At 60.5% G+C, this 18,799-nt stretch carries 15 protein-coding genes; 5 read left to right on the top strand and 10 right to left on the bottom strand.

Annotated features, from left to right (window positions below; genetic code table 11):
- The 10 genes from PCO31010_RS18290 to PCO31010_RS18245 form a co-directional block, all read right to left on the bottom strand.
- The gene (locus tag PCO31010_RS18290; RefSeq protein WP_150665501.1) at positions 1 to 1,281 is read right to left on the bottom strand and encodes a hypothetical protein; all 1,281 of its coding nucleotides are present in this window, start codon (positions 1,279 to 1,281) and stop codon (positions 1 to 3) included.
- A 94-nt stretch (positions 1,282 to 1,375) separates the two neighbouring features.
- Positions 1,376 to 2,605, bottom strand: coding sequence for a hypothetical protein (locus PCO31010_RS18285; RefSeq protein WP_150665500.1), 1,230 nt, complete (start codon positions 2,603 to 2,605; stop codon positions 1,376 to 1,378).
- A gap of 223 nt (positions 2,606 to 2,828) precedes the next feature.
- On the bottom strand, positions 2,829 to 4,034 hold the full coding sequence (locus PCO31010_RS18280) for a hypothetical protein (RefSeq protein WP_150665499.1): 1,206 nt from the start codon (positions 4,032 to 4,034) through the stop codon (positions 2,829 to 2,831).
- A 198-nt stretch (positions 4,035 to 4,232) separates the two neighbouring features.
- Entirely contained in the window at positions 4,233 to 5,492 is a 1,260-nt protein-coding gene (locus PCO31010_RS18275; protein ID WP_150665498.1) for a hypothetical protein, read from the bottom strand.
- Between the two features lie 46 nt (positions 5,493 to 5,538).
- Complete coding sequence (locus PCO31010_RS18270; RefSeq protein WP_150665497.1) at positions 5,539 to 6,741, bottom strand: hypothetical protein; 1,203 nt, start codon at positions 6,739 to 6,741, stop codon at positions 5,539 to 5,541.
- A 119-nt stretch (positions 6,742 to 6,860) separates the two neighbouring features.
- The gene (locus PCO31010_RS18265; RefSeq protein ID WP_150665496.1) at positions 6,861 to 8,003 is read right to left on the bottom strand and encodes a hypothetical protein; all 1,143 of its coding nucleotides are present in this window, start codon (positions 8,001 to 8,003) and stop codon (positions 6,861 to 6,863) included.
- A gap of 147 nt (positions 8,004 to 8,150) precedes the next feature.
- Positions 8,151 to 9,149: a CobW family GTP-binding protein gene (locus PCO31010_RS18260; protein ID WP_246184667.1), complete on the bottom strand. Its 999-nt coding sequence runs from the start codon at positions 9,147 to 9,149 to the stop codon at positions 8,151 to 8,153.
- Positions 9,146 to 10,813, bottom strand: a complete 1,668-nt coding sequence (locus PCO31010_RS18255) for an amidohydrolase (protein WP_150665495.1) — start codon at positions 10,811 to 10,813, stop codon at positions 9,146 to 9,148. Before PCO31010_RS18255 ends, PCO31010_RS18260 begins: the two co-directional genes overlap by 4 nt.
- Before the next feature lie 2 nt (positions 10,814 to 10,815).
- The gene (locus PCO31010_RS18250; RefSeq protein WP_150665494.1) at positions 10,816 to 12,237 is read right to left on the bottom strand and encodes a sodium:solute symporter family protein; all 1,422 of its coding nucleotides are present in this window, start codon (positions 12,235 to 12,237) and stop codon (positions 10,816 to 10,818) included.
- Between the two features lie 140 nt (positions 12,238 to 12,377).
- Positions 12,378 to 12,578, bottom strand: coding sequence for a DUF3311 domain-containing protein (locus PCO31010_RS18245; RefSeq protein ID WP_150661262.1), 201 nt, complete (start codon positions 12,576 to 12,578; stop codon positions 12,378 to 12,380).
- Positions 12,579 to 12,925: 347 nt separating this feature from the next.
- On the opposite strand from PCO31010_RS18245, the gene PCO31010_RS18240 reads away from it, so the two are divergent.
- From PCO31010_RS18240 to PCO31010_RS18220, 5 genes are all read left to right on the top strand, one after another.
- The gene (locus tag PCO31010_RS18240) at positions 12,926 to 14,356 is read left to right on the top strand and encodes an NAD(P)/FAD-dependent oxidoreductase (RefSeq protein ID WP_174984912.1); all 1,431 of its coding nucleotides are present in this window, start codon (positions 12,926 to 12,928) and stop codon (positions 14,354 to 14,356) included.
- A gap of 32 nt (positions 14,357 to 14,388) precedes the next feature.
- Entirely contained in the window at positions 14,389 to 14,778 is a 390-nt protein-coding gene (locus tag PCO31010_RS18235; RefSeq protein ID WP_150665493.1) for a nuclear transport factor 2 family protein, read from the top strand.
- Positions 14,779 to 15,012: 234 nt separating this feature from the next.
- Entirely contained in the window at positions 15,013 to 16,845 is a 1,833-nt protein-coding gene (gene xsc / locus PCO31010_RS18230; RefSeq protein WP_174984909.1) for a sulfoacetaldehyde acetyltransferase, read from the top strand.
- A 78-nt stretch (positions 16,846 to 16,923) separates the two neighbouring features.
- The gene (pta, locus tag PCO31010_RS18225; RefSeq protein WP_150665492.1) at positions 16,924 to 17,964 is read left to right on the top strand and encodes a phosphate acetyltransferase; all 1,041 of its coding nucleotides are present in this window, start codon (positions 16,924 to 16,926) and stop codon (positions 17,962 to 17,964) included.
- Between the two features lie 46 nt (positions 17,965 to 18,010).
- The gene (locus PCO31010_RS18220) at positions 18,011 to 18,790 is read left to right on the top strand and encodes a sulfite exporter TauE/SafE family protein (RefSeq protein WP_246184666.1); all 780 of its coding nucleotides are present in this window, start codon (positions 18,011 to 18,013) and stop codon (positions 18,788 to 18,790) included.
- Positions 18,791 to 18,799: the final 9 nt, after the last annotated feature.

Here is an 18,799-nt window from a genome sequence, read left to right as displayed (position 1 = left end):
CTACGCACTTTCAAGTATCGCCGTCCTTGCTGTGGGATATCCGACTGCGACCGGTCCGCGGGAGACAACGTCCACCGCGTCAATGGGTGGCTTTTGGCCCTCCAAGGGCGGCACTTGCTTGGCCAGCGCTTTCCATCGATCGGCGACCTCGATGTTTCCCAGCCTACGCTCCGCATCCGCGACAATGGCGGCGACAGCACGCGCTCGTGATTGAAAATTGCAATCGATATGGCAATCAAACAAGGCCTTGCCCGTGCGACTCGTCTCTGCCAAATTGCCGGATTCGCGGTAGGCGTCGAATGCCATTTCAAGAAATTTTCTCGCCTTGTCCGCTTGCTTCAGGAGGGAATAGCCATCAGCGGCGAGAAACAGTTTGGCGCCGGCGGTATTGAGAGCCACGATTTCCTGCGATTTTTCACCTTTCTCGTGGAAGTATTTGGCCACGTCCCGCCAGACAAGCCCGCTCGCCTTTGGGCTAATGGCTTCATCGAAAAATTGAACGCAAAGGCGCAGGATTTCGAGTAGCGGCAGACGCGCATGGTCTTCCTTCGTGGCGGCACCGCGCGCGATCGCCAGATAGGCATACCCAAACGCTTCGAGGATCTCCTTGCTGCCGTGCTGTCCGACTGGCGTTTGACGTCGACAGCAGTTAAGAAGCTCACACCAGGCACGCAGAACATCGGTGTCGTAAGTCTCTACCTGCGCGCTCCTCTGCTCGCTTGCAAATCTGTCGAGCAGCGTTCGGTTGGTAGCATCGCATGTCATGATCAACTTCCACGCCTCGGCTTCCGAAAGCGCGCCATCGCCGCGACGAAAGCATTCTATTTCCAACGGCATGCGCAGTTCGAGATTCGGGAAGGTCATGACAATCAGGTGACGATCGCCCAACTCCGCGCCTTCGAGCATTTGCTCTCTGGCGGCACGTCTAAGCCCGCGCATTAGCGTCCATGAGTCGTCGACCACCTGCGAAAGCAAACCCTGCCCCGCCAGAAAATCTCGGCCTGCGCTCGATGTCGCGATATGACAACGCGCCAGCCGAGACAAAGTCTCAGACTTCCTTCGGTCGTCATCAATGAAGTCACCGAGCAGGTCGATCGGCCCCATGTACGTGAAGAATTCCATGAAATCGAAAAACACGCCTTGCGGGGGACGGCTATTCTCAGCGACCTTGCGATTGAAGTCTCTCAGCACATCTAATCTTCTGTCGCTGAGTGTTTCACGGGGAGTCCACAAGAACGGCAGATTGGGACTGTTGGTCAATGAATTCGGTTGGATGCCCATGGATTCTCAAGTAGCGCGTATTGGATTCATTCTGCGCGCGCTCCTCCCGACTCACTTTCAACTATCGCCGTCCTCGCTGCGGGATCTCCGACGGCTACCGGTTCGACTTTTGGGCCTTCAATTTCGCGAGTCGTCCCATGACTGCCAGAGTTCTTAGGTTCGACTCGATTTCCGAAAGCATTTCCTCGGTCTTTGCCTGTTGATCGGCCCACGCGGCCTCAAATTCAGTCCGACTGATGTGGTCGACAAACTTGGGGAGTGGCACGATTTCATCGACCGCCCGAGATATCCGCGCCTGAGGCCCGCCGCGGAGACCTCGTAATGCGTGTTCCTCCGCGTAAGTCCTCAACGCCATTCCATGGCAGACAACAGCGTCGGCATAATGACCGTCGCTCCAACGTTTAAGCGCATTTCTGGCGAACACGCTTGCCGCTAGCGTGGCCACCCCTACGGCCGCGTCGCGTTCGAATTTGAGAGCACGGGAAGCTGCGAGCTTACATAGGGTTGCGCCACAGGCTCCAAGATCCCCGGCAAGAAAATACGCTTCGGCGCAATGGGTGAGCATCCGAACCATTGGAAACTCCTCCTCGCCCCCCCGTGAGAAAGCACGGTCCGTCAGGTTCCTTAAAGTGAACGCCAGCGCTTCTAGCACCGCCTTCTTCTTACTGAACTCCGCAATCGGTTTGCCATCGATGCATCGATCTATCAGATCACTCCAGAAATGACACGTCTCGGAATCCGGGGTCTGTGCGTCAAGATGAACAAGCTTGGCGGAGAAAATATCCAACAGACAGTGAAGTCGCGCCTCCGGGTCCGTGAGCAGCTTCTGTATCTCATCCGTAGTCAATGCGCCCTCCCCGGTCCCTAGCCAGGCGCGTCCAAGAGGGATGCATAACCCGCCATCCGGGAAGCGAACGACAATCTGCCCGCGATCGCCAATGTATGCGTCGGCAATCATCACCTCCCTAAGCTCTGCGGTCAGCGCGCCAAACAGCGTTGCGGAATCCTGGTCGACGAGATGAAACTGGTTGCGTTTCGCAAGAAAATCGCGGCCCGGGCCAAACGAGGCCACGTGGCAGCGCGCTGCGGCGCGCAAGACACTCTCCTTTTTCTCTTCCGACAGACCGCGAAGCACAGAGCCCAGCAGCTCCGTGGAATCGAAGTTCCGTATGAAGTCCTCGATCACCTGGTCCGCAGGGCGGTTGCCATCGTTGAACCGACAAGTGAAGTCTTTCAGTTGATCGATGGCACTGTCACGGAGACTTTCGTGCGGAGCGGTCGATATCGTGAGGTTATGAAAATGCGTTTCGGAAATATTTGGCATACAGGTCGTCTCGTCGAAGTCTCTGAACCACCAGTCTGCGCCGGAGCACCGAGCGCTCACTTTCAAATTTCACCGCGCTCGCAATCATCAGGTGGAAACCCTATCGGGAAGTCGAGACTTCGACGCGGAAGACCGGGCGACATCGTGGAATTGACGCCCCCTCTTCCTCAGAGTGCCATCCTGAAGCGCCGCTCGATTAGTTCGACGTGCCGGGGCCAGACTGTTAGGCCCCGGATTTCGCGAGTCTTCCTATGATTCCCTGAGCTCTTAGGTTCGACTCAATATTCGAAGGCACTTCCTCGGACTTTGCCCATCGATCTGCCCACGCGACTTCAAAATCAGACTTGCAGATGTGTTCTACAAGTTTGGGGAGTGGAACGATTTCATCGACCACCCCGGATATCGGCGCCGGGGGTCCCCCGCGTAACCCCAGTAACTCAGGCACCCTCTCGTAAGCCCTCAATGCCATTGCACGGCTAGTGCCGGCGGCGGCATGTTGATCGTTTTCCCAACATTTGAGCGCACTTCTGGCGAGCACACTTGCCGCAAGCGCGGTCACCTCGACGGCCGCGTCGCGTTCGAGTTTGCGCGTATGGTAAGCCGCAAGCTTTAAAAGGGCGGTGCCACAGGACTTGTGATCCCCGGCAAGAAAATACGCTTCGGCGCTATTCGTGAGCATTCGAACCATTGGAAATTCCTCGTCGCACCTCCACGCGAAAATGCGGTCCGTCACCGTCATTAAGGTGAACGCCAGCGCTTCTAGCACCACCTTCTCCGCACTGAATTCCGCAATCGGTTTGCGATCGATGCATCGATCTATCAGATCACTCCAGACATGACACGTCTCGGTATCCGGGGTCTGTGCGTCAAAATGCACAAGCTTCGCGGAGACAATTTCCAACAGGCTGTGACCTCGCTCCTCCGGGTCCGAGAGCAGTTTCTGTATCTCATGCGTCGTCAATGCGCCCTCCCCGGTCCCTAACGAGGTGCGTCCGAGAGGAATACGCAACCCCATATTCGGGAAGCGAACGACAATCTGTCCACGATCGTCAGTGTATGCACGAGCAAATATCGCCGCTCTAAACTCTGCAGACAACGCGCCAATCAGCGTTGCGGAATCCTGGTCGAGGAGATGAAGCTGGTTGCGCTTCGCTAGAAATTCGTAGCCCCGATCAAACGAGGCCACGTGGCAGCGCGCTACGGCACGCGAGACTTCGTCCTTTTTTTCCTCGGACAGGCCGCAAATCACAGGGTCCAAGAGTTCCGTGGAATCGAAGTTCCGAACGAAGTCGTCGATCACATCATCCGCAGAACAGTTGCCATCGTTGAACCGCCGATCAAAGTCTTTCAGTTGATCGATGGCATTATCGCGAGGACTTTGGTGTGGAGGGGCCGATACCGTGAGGTTATGTTCAGAAATATTTGGCATACAGGTCGTCTCGTCGAAGTCTCGGACCCACCAGTCTGCGCCGGAGCATCGGGCGCTCACTTCCAGATTTCTCCGCGCTCGCAATCATCGGGGGGGGAAACACTATCGGGAAGTCGAAACCTCGACACCGAAGACGGGGCGACATGCTGGAATTGCCGCCCGCTCTTGCGCAACGTGACACCCTGAGGCGCAGCTCGGTTAGTTCGATGGGCGGGGGCCAGACGGTTGGGCCCTCAATTGCCCCAGCCTTTTCATGATTGCCCGAGTTCTTGCGTCCTCAACTTGCGAACGCATTTCCTCGGTCTTTGCTCGTCGATCTGCCCACGCGGCCTCAAATTCAGTCCGACTGATGTGTTCGACAAGCGTGGGGAGCGGCACGGTTTCATCAACCGCTTCGGATATCGGCGCCGGAGGCACGCTATGGATACCCCGGAACACCCCTTCCTGGGCATAGGCGCTCATTGCCATTCCATAGCTAACGACGGCCTCGGCAAATCGACCGTCTTCCCAACGTTGAAGCGCATTTCTGGCGAGCACGCTTGCCGCAAGCGTGGCCGCGCTTGCGCCAAGCGAGGCCACGCCTACGTCTGCACCGTATTCCAGTTTGTCCATATAAGAAGCCGTGAGCTTGAATAGGGCTGCGCCACAGGCCCCAAGATCACCGGCAAGAAAATACGCTTCGGCGCAATGGGTGAGCAGCCGAACCATTGGAAATTCCTCGTCGCCCCCCCGTGCGTCAACACGGTCCGTCAGCTCCTTTAAAGTGGACGCCAGCGCTTCTAGCACCGCCTTTTCCTCACTGAACTCCGCAATCGGTTTGCCATCGATGCATCGATCTATCAGATCACTCCAGACATGGCACGTCTCCGTATCCGGGGTCTGTGCGTCAAATTGCATAAGCTTCCCGGAGAATAATTCCAAACGGCAGTGAAATCGCTCCCCCGGGTCCGTGAGAAGTTTCTGTATCTCATGCGTCGTCAATGCACCCTCCCCGGTCCCTAGCGAAGAGCGTCCGAGCGGGATACACAACCCGATATCCGGGAAGGGAACGACAATCTGACCACGATCACCAATGTATGCGTCGGCCAACATCGCCGCTCTGAGTTCTGCGGGCAACGCGCCAAACAGCGTTGCCGAATCGTAGTCGACGAGATGAAGCGGGTTGCATTTCGCAAGAAAATCGCGGCCGCGACCAAACGAGGCCACGTGGTAGCGCGCTGCGGCACGCAAGACGTCCTCCTTTTTTTCGTCGGACAGACCGCGAAGCAATGGGCCCAACAGTTCCGTGGAATCGAAGATCCGTATGAAGTCCTTGATCTCCTCGTCCGCAGGACGGATGCCTTCGTCGAGCCCATAAGTGAAGTCTTTCAGTCGAGCGATGGCGCTATCGCGAGGACTTCGGTCCGGAGCGGCCGGCACGGTGAAGTTATGACCAGGCGTTTCGGAAATATTTGGCATACAGGTCGTCTCGTCAGAGTCGGAGAATGATGCTTGCGAATCCGCTTTATTCGCCTTCCGCTGGGATTGATGGACGTGTTGGCGACGGCGGAACGCTCGATTGCATTGGCGGAATACGAGGCTTACGCGCAGCCCACAACTTTTCAAATCCGGATTGAGAGATATTCGGACCGAGCATAAGAGGCGGCGGATATCCTTCCTGCTCAGGAGGTACGGTGGCCCTCGCCCCACCGACGGCGGGCGCCAACGCCCTTACGGTCACATAGGCCGCGTATGCCAATTGTCTGCACTCCTCTGCATCGTCATATCGCCCGACGTTCCATAGGTCGAGTGCAGCACCGGCAAGGACATCTGCCGCAATCTTGTTCGCCGATGCCGCGTTACGAAAATCGCGTCTTCGTTGGTGGCCATGCCCCATTTCGATCAAGCTTTCCGCGCAGGATTTGGGATCGTCGGCATGAAAATACGCTATCGCGCTATTGGTGAGCATGCGTGGTATTGGAAATTCGTGATGAAGCCCGCGCTCCGATACCCGGCTCGCCAGTGCCCTAAGTGCGGAGGCCAACATGCCCAGCACCGTCGGGTCATTGCTGAACTGATTGATCGGCTTGCCGTCGACGCATCGCTGAATCAAGTCGTACCAGACATGGCACGCCTCGTTGTCCGGGTACTCGGCATTGACACGCCCGAGCCCAGCGGAGAATTTCTCCAGTAGCGACTCCAACTGCCCGTCCTGATACATCAGCAGTTGCTTGACCTCGTCCGTCGTCAATGCCCCTGCTCCGGTACCTAACAAGGTGCGTCCGAGCGGAACGCGCAACCCGATGTCCGGGAACGTGAGGACGATCTGCCCGTAATCACCGATGCGTGCGCTGGTGATCATCGCCTCTTTGATCGGTGCGGGAAGCGCACCGATCAGCTCCACAGCATCCTGGTCAACCTGGTCGAGCAGCTTCCGGCGCTCAAGAAAATCGCGGCCTGGCCCGAACGTCGCCACGTGACACCGCGCCGCACGACACAATATTCGCTTCTTCTCTGTGTCGGACAGACAGCTGAGCACCATATCCCGCAGTCCCATGTGCGAAAAGTGGCTCATGAAATCGTCGATGGCACTGTCTGAGGGCACTTGACCGACGTCGAACTTACAGGTGAAGTCCGTCAACCGATCTATTCGGAGTTCGCTGAGACTTTGGTTCGGATAGTTTTGGACCGGAAAGTTTAGGCTGGGGGCGGCAGAGATTTCTCGCATGAACGTCGTCTCACAGGAGGCTTGGAGCCACCAAGTCTGCGCCGGAGCGTCAGACGTTCTCTTTCAGTTTTCGCCGCGCTGGGGGTCATCACATTCCCATCCTCTGCGCGGCGAATCCGTCATGAAGGCGAGTGAGAGCTTGAGCGCTGGTTTACGGTATCGCTATCGGTTTCCGAGCCATTTACCGGTTCGTTCGGGACGGCGTGCACCTGCGCGACGGTCGAGCGGGAAGCGCCGCTGTTCACCGCCGCATTCTCGCGATGAGCCGCCGCCTTCTCATAGGCATCCTGTGCGAGCACCAGGTATTCGTTCCCTTCGGCCGACTTCCCCTGCGCCATCAATTGTTCAGCTATCTGATAGAACCTTCCCCCTGCATGCATATACGCGCTGCTCGCGCGTTGATCTCCGGCTTGCTCGTGGTAGCACGCGATATCGATCCATCCTAATGCGACGTTCATCCCGTCCTGCGCGTGATCGAATGCCTCCAGGCTGTCGACAAGCATCTTGAAAAGCGGAAGGTCGCTGGTGTACGAACATCCGGATATCCGGCTTCCCAACGCTCGCAAGGCCATTCCAAGTGTTCTCAATTCGGCGGGATCTGCGCTGAATTCTCTGATCGGCTTCCCCCCCATACAGCGCTGGATGCAGTCATACCATGCCGCCCAGACGTCAATGTCGGAATACGGCGTATGGGTGTGGCCCATCTCACTGGAAAATCGTTCCAAAAGCGATGGCGTCTGCTCATCGTGACCAAGGAGCAATGCTCTGGCCTCGTCGTACGACAGCGCCCCCGGTTCGTCCCCGAAACACGGACGGCCCAGCGGAAGGTTCAGCGCTAGTTCAGGAAATGACAGGACGATCTGGAAACGAGGGCCAATACACGCGCGCCGCAGCATATGGTCCCGGGCATCGGACTGCAGCGCGCCCAGCAACTCCCGGGAGGCATCGATGGCATGACCCAACATTTGATCTCGCACCAGAAAATCCCGTCCGGCGCCATACGACGACACGTGACATTGCCCGGCCCAGATCAGAATGTCTGCCTTGTCCCCGCAGGTGAAGCAATTTCGTAGGGTATCGATCGGCCCAAGATTCGCGAACCGCGCCAGGAAGCCCCGAAACGCGACGTCATCGGGCGATCCGCCCCCTTCCAGACGGCGGTTGAAGTCGTCGAGCAACGCCATTCGGCGCTCGCTAAGATTGGAATCAGGGTAGCGCTGTACGGGGAAGTTGGCGCCGGTGAGGGGTGCGGTCGAAATCATGACTGTCGGGAAGACTGAGTGGGAGAACAATCAGTCTGCGTCCGAACGCACGATGCCACCTTTCATTTTTCGCCGTAGGGGTGCCATCTGTCTTTCATCACGGATCTGGTGAGCACAGATCCGCAGCACGTCCTTCGACAAGCCCGGCTAGGCAAGACAGGGCGATGATTCTAGACGAGTCGCTTGCAACGCACCTTTGAATTTCGAAATTTCCTCGTCCGACAGCACGCCGATGAAGACCATCGATGACGGCTGCACAGGCAGTTCCGGGCGCGCTCTGAATGTCGCCCGTGAACCCACGACATGCATTTCGCTCATGCCACCGGTCGACGACACGACGAATCCTTTCGCTCGCAACAACTTGCCGCGAAACATCAACAGTGCTGCCCGCAGGCGATTGCGATCCAACGCGCCGTCCGCCTTCCAGACGAAGCTTCGCAGACCACTCGGCAACGCGTGCCCCGATGCGCGCAGCGGCCTCGGGCTCAGCAAACCGGGCAAAACCAGCGCTTCATCGGGAAACAGAATCGCCGGAGGCACCACACCGTTATCCGCCGTCACGACGATCTGCGTCGCCCCGAGTTCGGTCAGCCGTTGCCGCACCACCTGCATCGCGTCAGGCGTGACGAGATCCGTCTTCGTCATGACGAGCGTGCTCGCCGCCATGATCTGCTTACTGGCGATGTCGCCGACGTAGCGGTCGGCGAGTGTTTCCTCGATGCCGCACGCGTCGACTGCGACCACAATGCCGTGCAATCGAAACGCCTTGTCCAGCAACCCCACCTGCGCAATGCGCATGGGATCGGACACCCCGCTCGCTTCGATCACCAGCAGGTCGGGGCGCTGCGCCCGCTCACCGATGGCGATAAGCGTCTCCACGAGGCGCCCGCCGATGGTGCAGCACACGCAACCGTTTTCCAATCCGATGACGTCGTCGCTACGCTCCCGGATAAGCGAGGCATCGACGTTGACCGAGCCGAAGTCATTCACGAGCACCGTCACGCGCAAGCCGTCCGCGTTGCTCAGCAGCGCGTTGACGATTGTCGTCTTTCCAGCACCGAGATAGCCGCCGAGAACGATCATCGGCACCGGTTGCCTTGCGACTTCGGCCTGCTCGCGCGCTTCGGGTGTCTGCACGGTCGTCATCGCGGCGCGCGGAAAATCTCGCCACCCAATACCGTGCCCCACACCGGCATCTGACGCAGTTCGTCTACCGGGACGTCGTAAGGATCGGCGTCGAGCACCGCGAAGTCCGCGTACTTGCCGACTTCGACGCTGCCGATCAGATGATCCATGCCCAGCGAGAACGCCGCGCCCAGCGTGATGGCGCGCAAGGCGTCGTCGACCGGCAAGCGCAACGACTCGCCGAGCACGCGGCCCGACGACGTCTCACGTTTGATGGCGCACCACGCGGTGAACAACGGATTGAGTTGCGTGATCGGCGCGTCGGAGTGCAGTGCAAACGGCAAGCCGATCTGCCGCGCGATCTCTGCCGCATCCATGCGATCGGCGCGATCCGGCCCCATCGTCTGCGTGTAGTGCGCGTCGCCCCAGTAGTAGACGTGATTCGCGAAGAAATTCACGCACATGCCGAGGCGCTGCGCGCGCGTGAGTTGTGCGACGTCGGCCATCTGGCAGTGCTGCAACGTGTGACGATGGTCGGTACGCGGATGCACTTCGAGCAGCTTCTCAATGGCGTCGAGCACGACTTCCGTGGCTTCGTCGCCATTCGTATGAATGTGCATTTGCAGTCCGGCCGCGTGGAACGGCAGGAATGTCTCGACGAGTTGCGACGGTGCGATCAGCCACAGTCCGTTGGGCTTGCCGTTGTGATAGCCCGGCCAGCGCAGACGCGCCGTGAACCCCTGAATCGAGCCGTCGACGATGAACTTTACCGGCCCGTAATGCAGCTTGTCCGTGTTGCCTTCGCGCGCATCGAGTACGCGTTGCGGCCCACCCTCAGGGCAACGTTGCGGTGCGAAAGCGGGCACGATGCGAATCGGATACTTCGCATCGGCCGTCGCCTCATGGAGATTCGCATTGCCGGTCGGCGTCAGATCGTTGACGAGATCGGTCGCCGTGGTCACACCCGCGAGTTGTGCGACCCGGCCGAAATTCCAGATCGCGCGCGGACTCTCGCTCGCGGCAATCGACAGCCCCTCGCCGATGACGCGATACACCGGAAACATCGCCGCGAATTCCCGCAACTCGCCGGTCGGCTCGCCGTCTTCACCGAGGACGATGCCTTCCACGTCCACGTCGCCATCGATGCCCGCGAGCTCGAGCATCGGCGTGTTCACGTTCATCAAATGGACGCTGGCATGCAGGATCGCGATGGGGCGGGTCATCGACACCGCATCGATATCGCGCGCGACCAGCGGCGCGCCTTCGAAGAAAATCGGATCGTAACCCCAGGCGAGCAACGGCTTGTGATCGTCCGTCATGCGTTGCTCAGCGTCGCGCAGACGGGCCAGTACTCCGGACGGCGTCTTCAATCCCTCCCACAGATGACCGTCCGGGCCACGCCGGTCGTAGTAACCGACATAGACGGCGTCCCACATCGCGCCTTCCATCAGGTGGCAGTGCCCCTCGACCAGACCGGGCATCAGCACCTTGTCGCGCAGCGTGTCGATGGGCGCAGCATCCGTCCAGCGGCGCATGTCGTCGGCGTCGCCGACGGCGAGAATCCGGCCGTCGCACACAGCGACGTGGGTGGCCACAGGCTGCGCCGGATTCATCGTCACGATCTTGCGGGCGACATACACGCGAATGTCGTCGCGGCTCGCTGAGGTGTTGCCTCTTTCTGTCATCGTTACTTCTTATAGGGGGAAAGCGTGCCGACACCGGCGTCCATCGAACGTGCGGCGCGTTGGCCGCCGAGGAGCAGGTGTAGCACCGACATCACCACGACGTTGACGACCAGGCAAATCAGCCCGAGGTTGACCCCGCCGAGGTCCGGATTCTTGTAGTAGAGCACGAGCGCGAGACCCTGCCCCGCCAGCACACCGGCGGCGACGGCAGTGGCGCGCACGCGCATGCGGAACACCACAGCGATTACGCCCGGCAGGAACTGTGTCACGCCGTAATACGCCATATTGATGAGCGTGAGCATGAGGTTCGGCGTGAGCAACGTCAGCACAATGGAACCCAGCAGATACAGCACGATCACCACCTTCGAGCTGGCCTTCTGAAGATGCTCCGGCATGCCCGAGAGGATGTTGCGCGTGACGATGGGGCCGAGCGCAAGGCAGATGCCTGCGAGCACGAGCAATCCCGAGAGCGCCGCCCCAGCCGCCACGAGGCCGACGAGCCACGACGGTAGCAATTGCGTCACAGCAGCGAAGAACGCTTCATTGGGCGAGGCAAGCTGGATGTTCTGGCTGATCGCGTAGTACGACGCCAGCACCAGGAACGGATACATCAGCATGTACAGCGGCATGGCGACCTGCGTACGCCGGATCGTGGACGCGCTCTTCGCGGTGAAGAAGTTCTGCACGCCAAAGGGCATCACGTACATGCCGAGCGACTGGAACACGATGGTCGTCATCGCGAAGGTGAGCTGCTGCGTGCTCATCGCGTTGCTCACGTGCTGGCTCGCGGCCTGAAACACGGGTGTAACTCCGGACTCCCACGCCACCGCGACCCCGGTGATCACGATGGCCGCGACCATCAGCACGTCTTTGAGCACCGCGATGTAGGCGGACGCCCGTACCCCGGCAATCGCGATGTAGACGAAGGCGAGCATGGCCGAGAAACTGATGAGCCACAGCGGCTGGAAATTCCATCCCAGTCCCTTGAGCGCCGCCACCAGTCCTGTGAACTGCAACTGTCCCCAAGGCAGCAGGAAGACGATGGCAGTGATCGCGACCACCAGTTCGAGAAAGCGATTCTGGAAGTGGCCCTTGAACAGGTCGGGCAGCGTGATCGCGTTGTAGCGCTTACCGGCGTCCCAGATTTTCGGGCCGAGGAAGTAACCGACGGGATAGGCCAGCAGAATGTAGCCGAGGAACCACACGCCGTAGGTCGGCCCCTTGGCGTAGATGCCGCCGGGAAATCCGACCATCGTCCCGATGCTGTAGATCTCACCGGCGGCGAGGAAGAATACGAGCCACGCGCCGAACTGGCGCGACGCGACGAAGAAGTCGTGCATGCTCTGCGGGCCGCGTCCGCCGCGCGCTCGCAATGCGAGATAGACCGACAACAGAATGAAGCCGGCAAAGATGAGGGTTGCCATCGACGCAATCTCCGGAATTCGGAACGTAAGCGGGATCGGGGTGCCGTGTGTACTGGCTCGCGTGAGCGCAGCACCGCATCAACGCGCGCAGAAGCGCGCCTGAGGTTCAGCGACTAAGGAAGGAATGGCGGATCCGCGCGTCACGCGGGGTCCTCGACGATATGGCGATCGAAAAGCGTCCAGCACAGCCACAGGCAGACGGACGTGAGCACGAACCACAAGAAGATCCAGCCGTAGATAAACGGCACGCCGAGCACATAGCGCTCGACGGAAGCTGCCCAGGGCAGCAGTCCTACAACCCCGAGATACGGCACCCCGAGGCCAATCAACAATCTGAGCATGTCCCATCTCCATTGCGCACGGCACATTGCGATGTGCCGTTACGGTCGCGCGGCGCGGACCTTTTGTCGGATTCAGTATCCCCAGCCAAAAATCGCGCCGTTTAGAGCCACATGCCAGAAAAGTTTGGTGCCAGAGAGGAATGACGAACACCTTCATCCAGCGATAGGCCAGCCCGCATTTTCTGGCGCCACACACTCGAAAAATGTGGAGCCAGTCAGGGACTTCCCTGACGAAGTCCAAGCCGTAGCGGTACGGCGATGCGCTGGCACCATCACAAGTCTCCGGTGGTACTAATCCCACGAAATTGTTCTTGGCAGTATTGGCTCATTCTCTTCAGGAGCCAAACGTGGGTACGATTGAATCCTTCGCGCTGGATCGTCGCTCCGCAGCGCCATACGATCCGCTTTACGATCCGCTAGTTTCGTCCAACCCCGGTCTGGGCATGGACTATGCGCCGACCTATTGGGTGGCCACCGCAGGCGAGCCGCCGGAAGACGACGGACCGCTCGCAGGCGATGCCGATGTCGACGTGGTCATCGTCGGCGCAGGCTTCACCGGCCTGTCCACCGCCCTGTTCCTCGCTCGCGAACACGGCATCCGGGCCACCGTGCTCGAAGCGAACCAGACGTGCTGGGGTTGCACCAGCCGTAACGGCGGTCAGGGACAAAACGCCAGCGGACGTCTCTATCGCTCGCAATGGATCGATCGCTGGGGCAAGGACACCGCGCTGCGCCTGGACGCCGAAATCCGCGAAGGCTTCAACACGTTCAAATCGCTCATCGCCGAAGTGCCCGAGTGCGACCCGCAACCGGGCGGCCATCTCTACATCGCCCACCGCGATCGCAAGATGGACTTCCTGCGCAACGAAGCCCGCGTCATGCGCGATGTCTTCGGCTACGACACACGCATCCTCTCGCGCGACGAAGTCCGCGAACAATACGTCGACGATCAGGAAAACTGCGGCGCACTGCACGAACCCGACGGTATCGGCGTGCACCCGCTCAAACTCGCCTTCGGCTATCTGCGCATGGCGCGTGCGCTCGGCGCGCGCGTGCATCCGTCGACACCGGTACTTGGTGTGGAGACGATCAACGGCGTGCATCACGTGCGCACGCCACGCGGTGTCGTGCGCGCCAAGGCCGTCGCGTTCGCCACCGGCGGCTACACGCGTAACGACGTCACGAAAGCGCTGCGCTCGAAGATCATGCCGATCCTGTCGAACTCGCTCGTCACGCGCGTACTCACTCCGGACGAGATCGCCGCGACGAACTTCCGCACACACGAGGTCATCACCGACACGCGCACGCTGCGCTATTACTACCGCCTGCTGCCCGATAACCGGTTGCAGATCGGCAGCCGCAGCTCGATCACCGGGGCCGATGCGCAGAATCCGAAACATATGGCCGTGCTGGTCGAAGGCCTGCATCGCAAATTCCCCGCGCTCAAGGGTATTCAGATCGACTACTCGTGGTGGGGTTGGGTGGACGTGAGCCACGACATGATGCCGCGCGTCACGCAACCCGATCCGCGTCAGAACCTCTTCTATGCCGTGGGCTATGGCGGCAACGGCGTGTCGTTCTCCGCGCACGCCGGACGCCGCCTCGCCCAACGCATTGCCGGGCAGCGCGACCCGTCGTGGGATCTGCCGATCTACGACTCCGCGCTGCAATACCCGAACGTGTTCGGCACGGTGCAATGGCAAGGCTTCGCGCCATTCCGCCGCATCGGCCAGCGCTTTCTCTATCAGCGATATCACGCGCAGGATGAAGCCCGCTGATCTCGCTTACCTCACGATTTTTGGAATCTGCAATGACGACTCAGAACGACACCGCCGCTATCCAGTTGCTCACCACGTTCAATGACGCCTGGAATCGCCACGACATCGACGCACTCATGGCCTGCATGACCGACACGTGCGTGTTCCATGCCGTCGCGGGCCCCGACATGCTCGGGCGCACTTTCGAAGGGCGTGAAGCCGTGCGCGCCGCGTTCCAGTCCGCGTGGGAAAACTTCCCAGACGCGTCGTGGACGGAGGGCGTGCATTTCGTAGACGGCAATCGCGCCGTATCGGAATCGACATTCCGCGGGACGAAAGCCGATGGCTCGCGCGTCGAAGCGCGCATGGTCGACGTGTTCACCCTGCGCGACGGCAAGATCGAAGTGAAGAACGCGTTCCGCAAGGACCGCCCGGCGTTCTGATCACGCCCTGAGGAATGCCCGGATTGCCCGCCCCGCCTGACGGGGCGTTTTTTTCTGAACGACGGCGACAGGCCATCTTCGTCACGCAACACGCGCTTCATTTGTATTTTTCAATACAAAACGTACCAAATAATAAAAATACCAATTGACGACGGCGGTTTGATCCCCTAGATTTCGAAACAAGCAACTAAATCGGAATTATTTGTTCCGTTTATTTTTCACTGGAGACACCCCATGAACGCCAAAGATCCGGCTACGGCCACCCAGCAACTGACGGCTTCCGATGCCGGTCCGCAAACGATGACGCCCTCGGAAGCGTTCGTCGAAACGATGGTCGCCAACGGCGTGAGCGAGATGTTCGGCATCATGGGTTCGGCCTTCATGGACGCGATGGACATCTTCGCGCCGGCGGGTATCCGTCTGATTCCGGTGGTGCACGAGCAAGGCGCTGGCCACATGGCCGACGGTTACGCTCGCGTGTCGGGCCGTCATGGTGTCGTGATCGGCCAGAACGGCCCCGGCATCAGCAACTGCGTGACGGCCATCGCCGCCGCTTACTGGGCGCACAGCCCGGTCGTGATCGTCACGCCCGAAGCGGGCACGATGGGTATCGGCCTGGGCGGCTTCCAGGAAGCGAAGCAACTGCCGATGTTCCAGGAATTCACGAAGTATCAGGGTCACGTGACGCACCCGGCGCGTATGGCCGAATTCACCGGCCGCTGCTTCGACCGCGCCATGGCCGAAATGGGCCCGACGCAACTCAACATCCCCCGTGACTACTTCTACGGCCAGATCAAGGCCGAGATTCCGCGTCCGCAACGTCTCGATCGCGGCGCAGGCGGCGACGAGCGTCTGAACGAAGCGGCCGAGCTGCTCGCGCAAGCCAAGTTCCCGGTCATCATCTCGGGCGGCGGTGTGGTCATGGCCGACGCCGTCGAAGAGTGCAAGGCACTGGCTGAGCGCCTTGGCGCACCGGTCGTCAACAGCTACCTGCACAACGACTCGTTCCCGGCCAACCATCCGCTGTGGTGCGGCCCGCTCGGCTATCAGGGCTCCAAGGCGGCCATGAAGCTGCTCGCGCAAGCCGACGTCGTCGTCGCGCTCGGCTCGCGCCTCGGACCGTTCGGCACACTGCCGCAGCACGGTCTGGACTACTGGCCGAAGAACGCCAAGATCATTCAGATCGACGCCGACCACAAGATGCTCGGCCTCGTGAAGAAGATCTCGGTCGGTATCTGCGGCGATGCGAAGGCTGCGGCCGTCGCCCTGTCGCAACGTCTGGCCGAGCGCACGCTCGCCTGCGACGCCACGCGTGACGCCCGCGCCGACCAGATCGCCACGGAAAAGGCAGCCTGGGAGAAGGAACTCGACGACTGGACCCACGAGCGTGATCAGTACAGCCTCGACATGATCGAAGAGCAGAAGAACGAAAAGACGTTCAACGGCGGCGAGTATCTGCACCCGCGTCAGGTGCTGCGCGAACTCGAAAAGGCGATGCCGGAAGACGTCATGGTCTCGACCGACATCGGCAACATCAACTCGGTGGCCAACAGCTACCTGCGCTTTAACAAGCCGCGCAGCTTCTTCGCCGCCATGAGCTGGGGCAACTGCGGCTACGCCTTCCCGACGATCATCGGCGCGAAGGTGGCCGCACCGCACCGCCCGGCCGTGTCGTACGCTGGCGACGGCGCGTGGGGCATGAGCCTGATGGAAACGCTCACGTGCGTGCGTCACAACATTCCGGTCACGGCCGTGGTCTTCCACAACCGCCAATGGGGTGCCGAGAAGAAGAACCAGGTCGACTTCTACAACCGCCGCTTCGTCGCCGGTGAACTGGATAGCCCGAGCTTTGCCAACATCGCCCGTGCGATGGGCGCAGAAGGCATCGTGGTCGATCGTCTGGAAGACGTCGGCCCGGCGCTCAAGAAGGCCATCGACATGCAGATGAACCACGGCAAGACGACCATCATCGAAATCATGTGCACGCGCGAACTGGGCGATCCGTTCCGTCGCGACGCGCTCTCGAAGCCGGTGCGCATGCTCGACAAGTACAAGGACTACGTCTGACGCGGTAGCGGTTCTTCGTGTGACAGCGCTCCCGGCTCTGTGGGTGCCGGGGGCGCTTTTTTTTATTTCTTCGACATCATGAAAGCCATCAACCGCATTATCGATACCGCGCGCCGTGCCCCGATGCGCATCGTGCTGTGCGAGGCGGACGACGCGCGCGTGCTCGAAGCCGCCGCGCGCGCCACGCGTGAGGGCATTGCACGCATCGTGCTCGTCGGCGACATCGCCCGGACGCAGCGCGCCGCCAGCGAGGCACGCATCGATCTCGCCGGGATGGAACTGATCGATCCGGCGACGTCAGACATGACCGAGGCCTTCTCGCACATTTGGTACGGCATCCGCTCGAAGAAGGGTATGACGCGCGAGCAGGCGCTTGAGGAAATGCGTACGCCGTTGGGCTTCGCCAACATGATGGTGCGCCTCGGCCACGCCGACGGCTCCGTCGCGGGTGCGGTGAACACCACGGCCGACGTGGTCCGCATGGCGATTCAGATCATCGGCGTGCAGCCGTCGTTCAAACTCGTGTCGAGCTTCTTCCTGATGATGCTCTGCGAGCCGTTCCACACGATGAAGGGCGGGCTGATCTTCTCGGACTGTGCGCTCGTCGTCGATCCCGATGCAGAACAACTGGCGCAAATTGCACTCGCTGCGGCCGATAGCGCCGCGGCGTTGCTCATGGAGCCGCCGCGTGTCGCCATGCTGTCGTTCTCCACCAGCGGCAGCGCCAAGCATGCGGCCGTCGACAAGGTGGTAGAGGCGACACGTCTCGTCAAGGAAGCACGGCCGCAACTGGCCATCGACGGCGACGTCCAGCTCGACGCCGCCATCGTCTCCGAAATCGCCCAGCGCAAAGTCGTGCACTCGCAGATCGAAGGGCACGCCAACACGCTGATTTTCCCAAGTCTGGATGCGGGCAACATCGGCTACAAGCTGGCGGAACGCATCGGCGGTGCCAAGGCCATCGGCCCGCTGTTGCAAGGCTTGAACCGCCCCGCGAACGACTTGTCGCGCGGGTGCAGCGCCGACGATATCTACTACGTGATCGGCGTGACATGCGTGCAAGCGCAAGCCGCGCGGGCCAAGCTGACCGGTGTGTCGCCGCTCGCTATTGGTGCATGAGCGCGTATGAGCGCGTATGAGTGTGTATGAGCGGACATAAGCGGGTATGACCGGGCACGTCATGCTGACCGGGCTGCTGGCCCATCTTCCGTTGATGATGTTGCTGGGCTTCGCCACGTACTTCCAGACCGTGACGGGGTTCGGGCTGGGGATGATCGTACTGGGCGGGGCCAGTGGCTTCGGACTGGCGCCCGTGGCCGACGTCGCCATCCTCGTGAGTCTGGTGACGCTCGTGAACAGCGCGCTCGCATTACCCGGCACGTTGCATCTCGTCGACTGGCGGGCTGTGCGGGCGGCAACGCTCGGCATCATCCCGTCGGTCGTGGTCGGCGTGCTGTTGTTCGATTATCTGAACGGCACGGCCTCCAATGTGCTGCATCTGTTGCTGGGCGCGGTCGTGCTGTATGGCGGCATCGGCTCGGCACTGCGTCCCGCGCCGAAGACCGAGCGCTCCGCAGATACGGGCTTCTTTCTGAGCGGCATCTTCGGCGGTTTGTTAAGCGGGATGTTCGGTATCTCCGGGCCGCCGCTGATTTTCTACTTCTATCGTCAGCCGCTCACACTGGTCCAGATTCGCTGCGCGTTGATTCTGCTCTTCGCTGTGACTGCGACGATCCGCACGACCTATAGCGCCTTCGCAGGGCAGTTACCCGCATCGATGTGGTGGCAAGCGGCGTTCGCGTTTCCCGTCGTCACGTTCGCCACACTGTTCGCACGACGCCATCCCCCGCCGCTGTCAGGCGTCACCACACGCCGTCTCGCATTCATGACGCTGATCCTGCTCGGCGTACATCTGATGGTGAGCGCAGTGATGGAGGTGGTCTGACGGCGGTGC

Source organism: Pandoraea commovens, from assembly GCF_902459615.1.
Taxonomy (GTDB): Bacteria; Pseudomonadota; Gammaproteobacteria; order Burkholderiales; family Burkholderiaceae; genus Pandoraea; species Pandoraea commovens.
The sequence above is the reverse complement of the archived record's forward strand: the minus strand, read 5'-3'. Positions and strand labels throughout refer to the sequence as shown.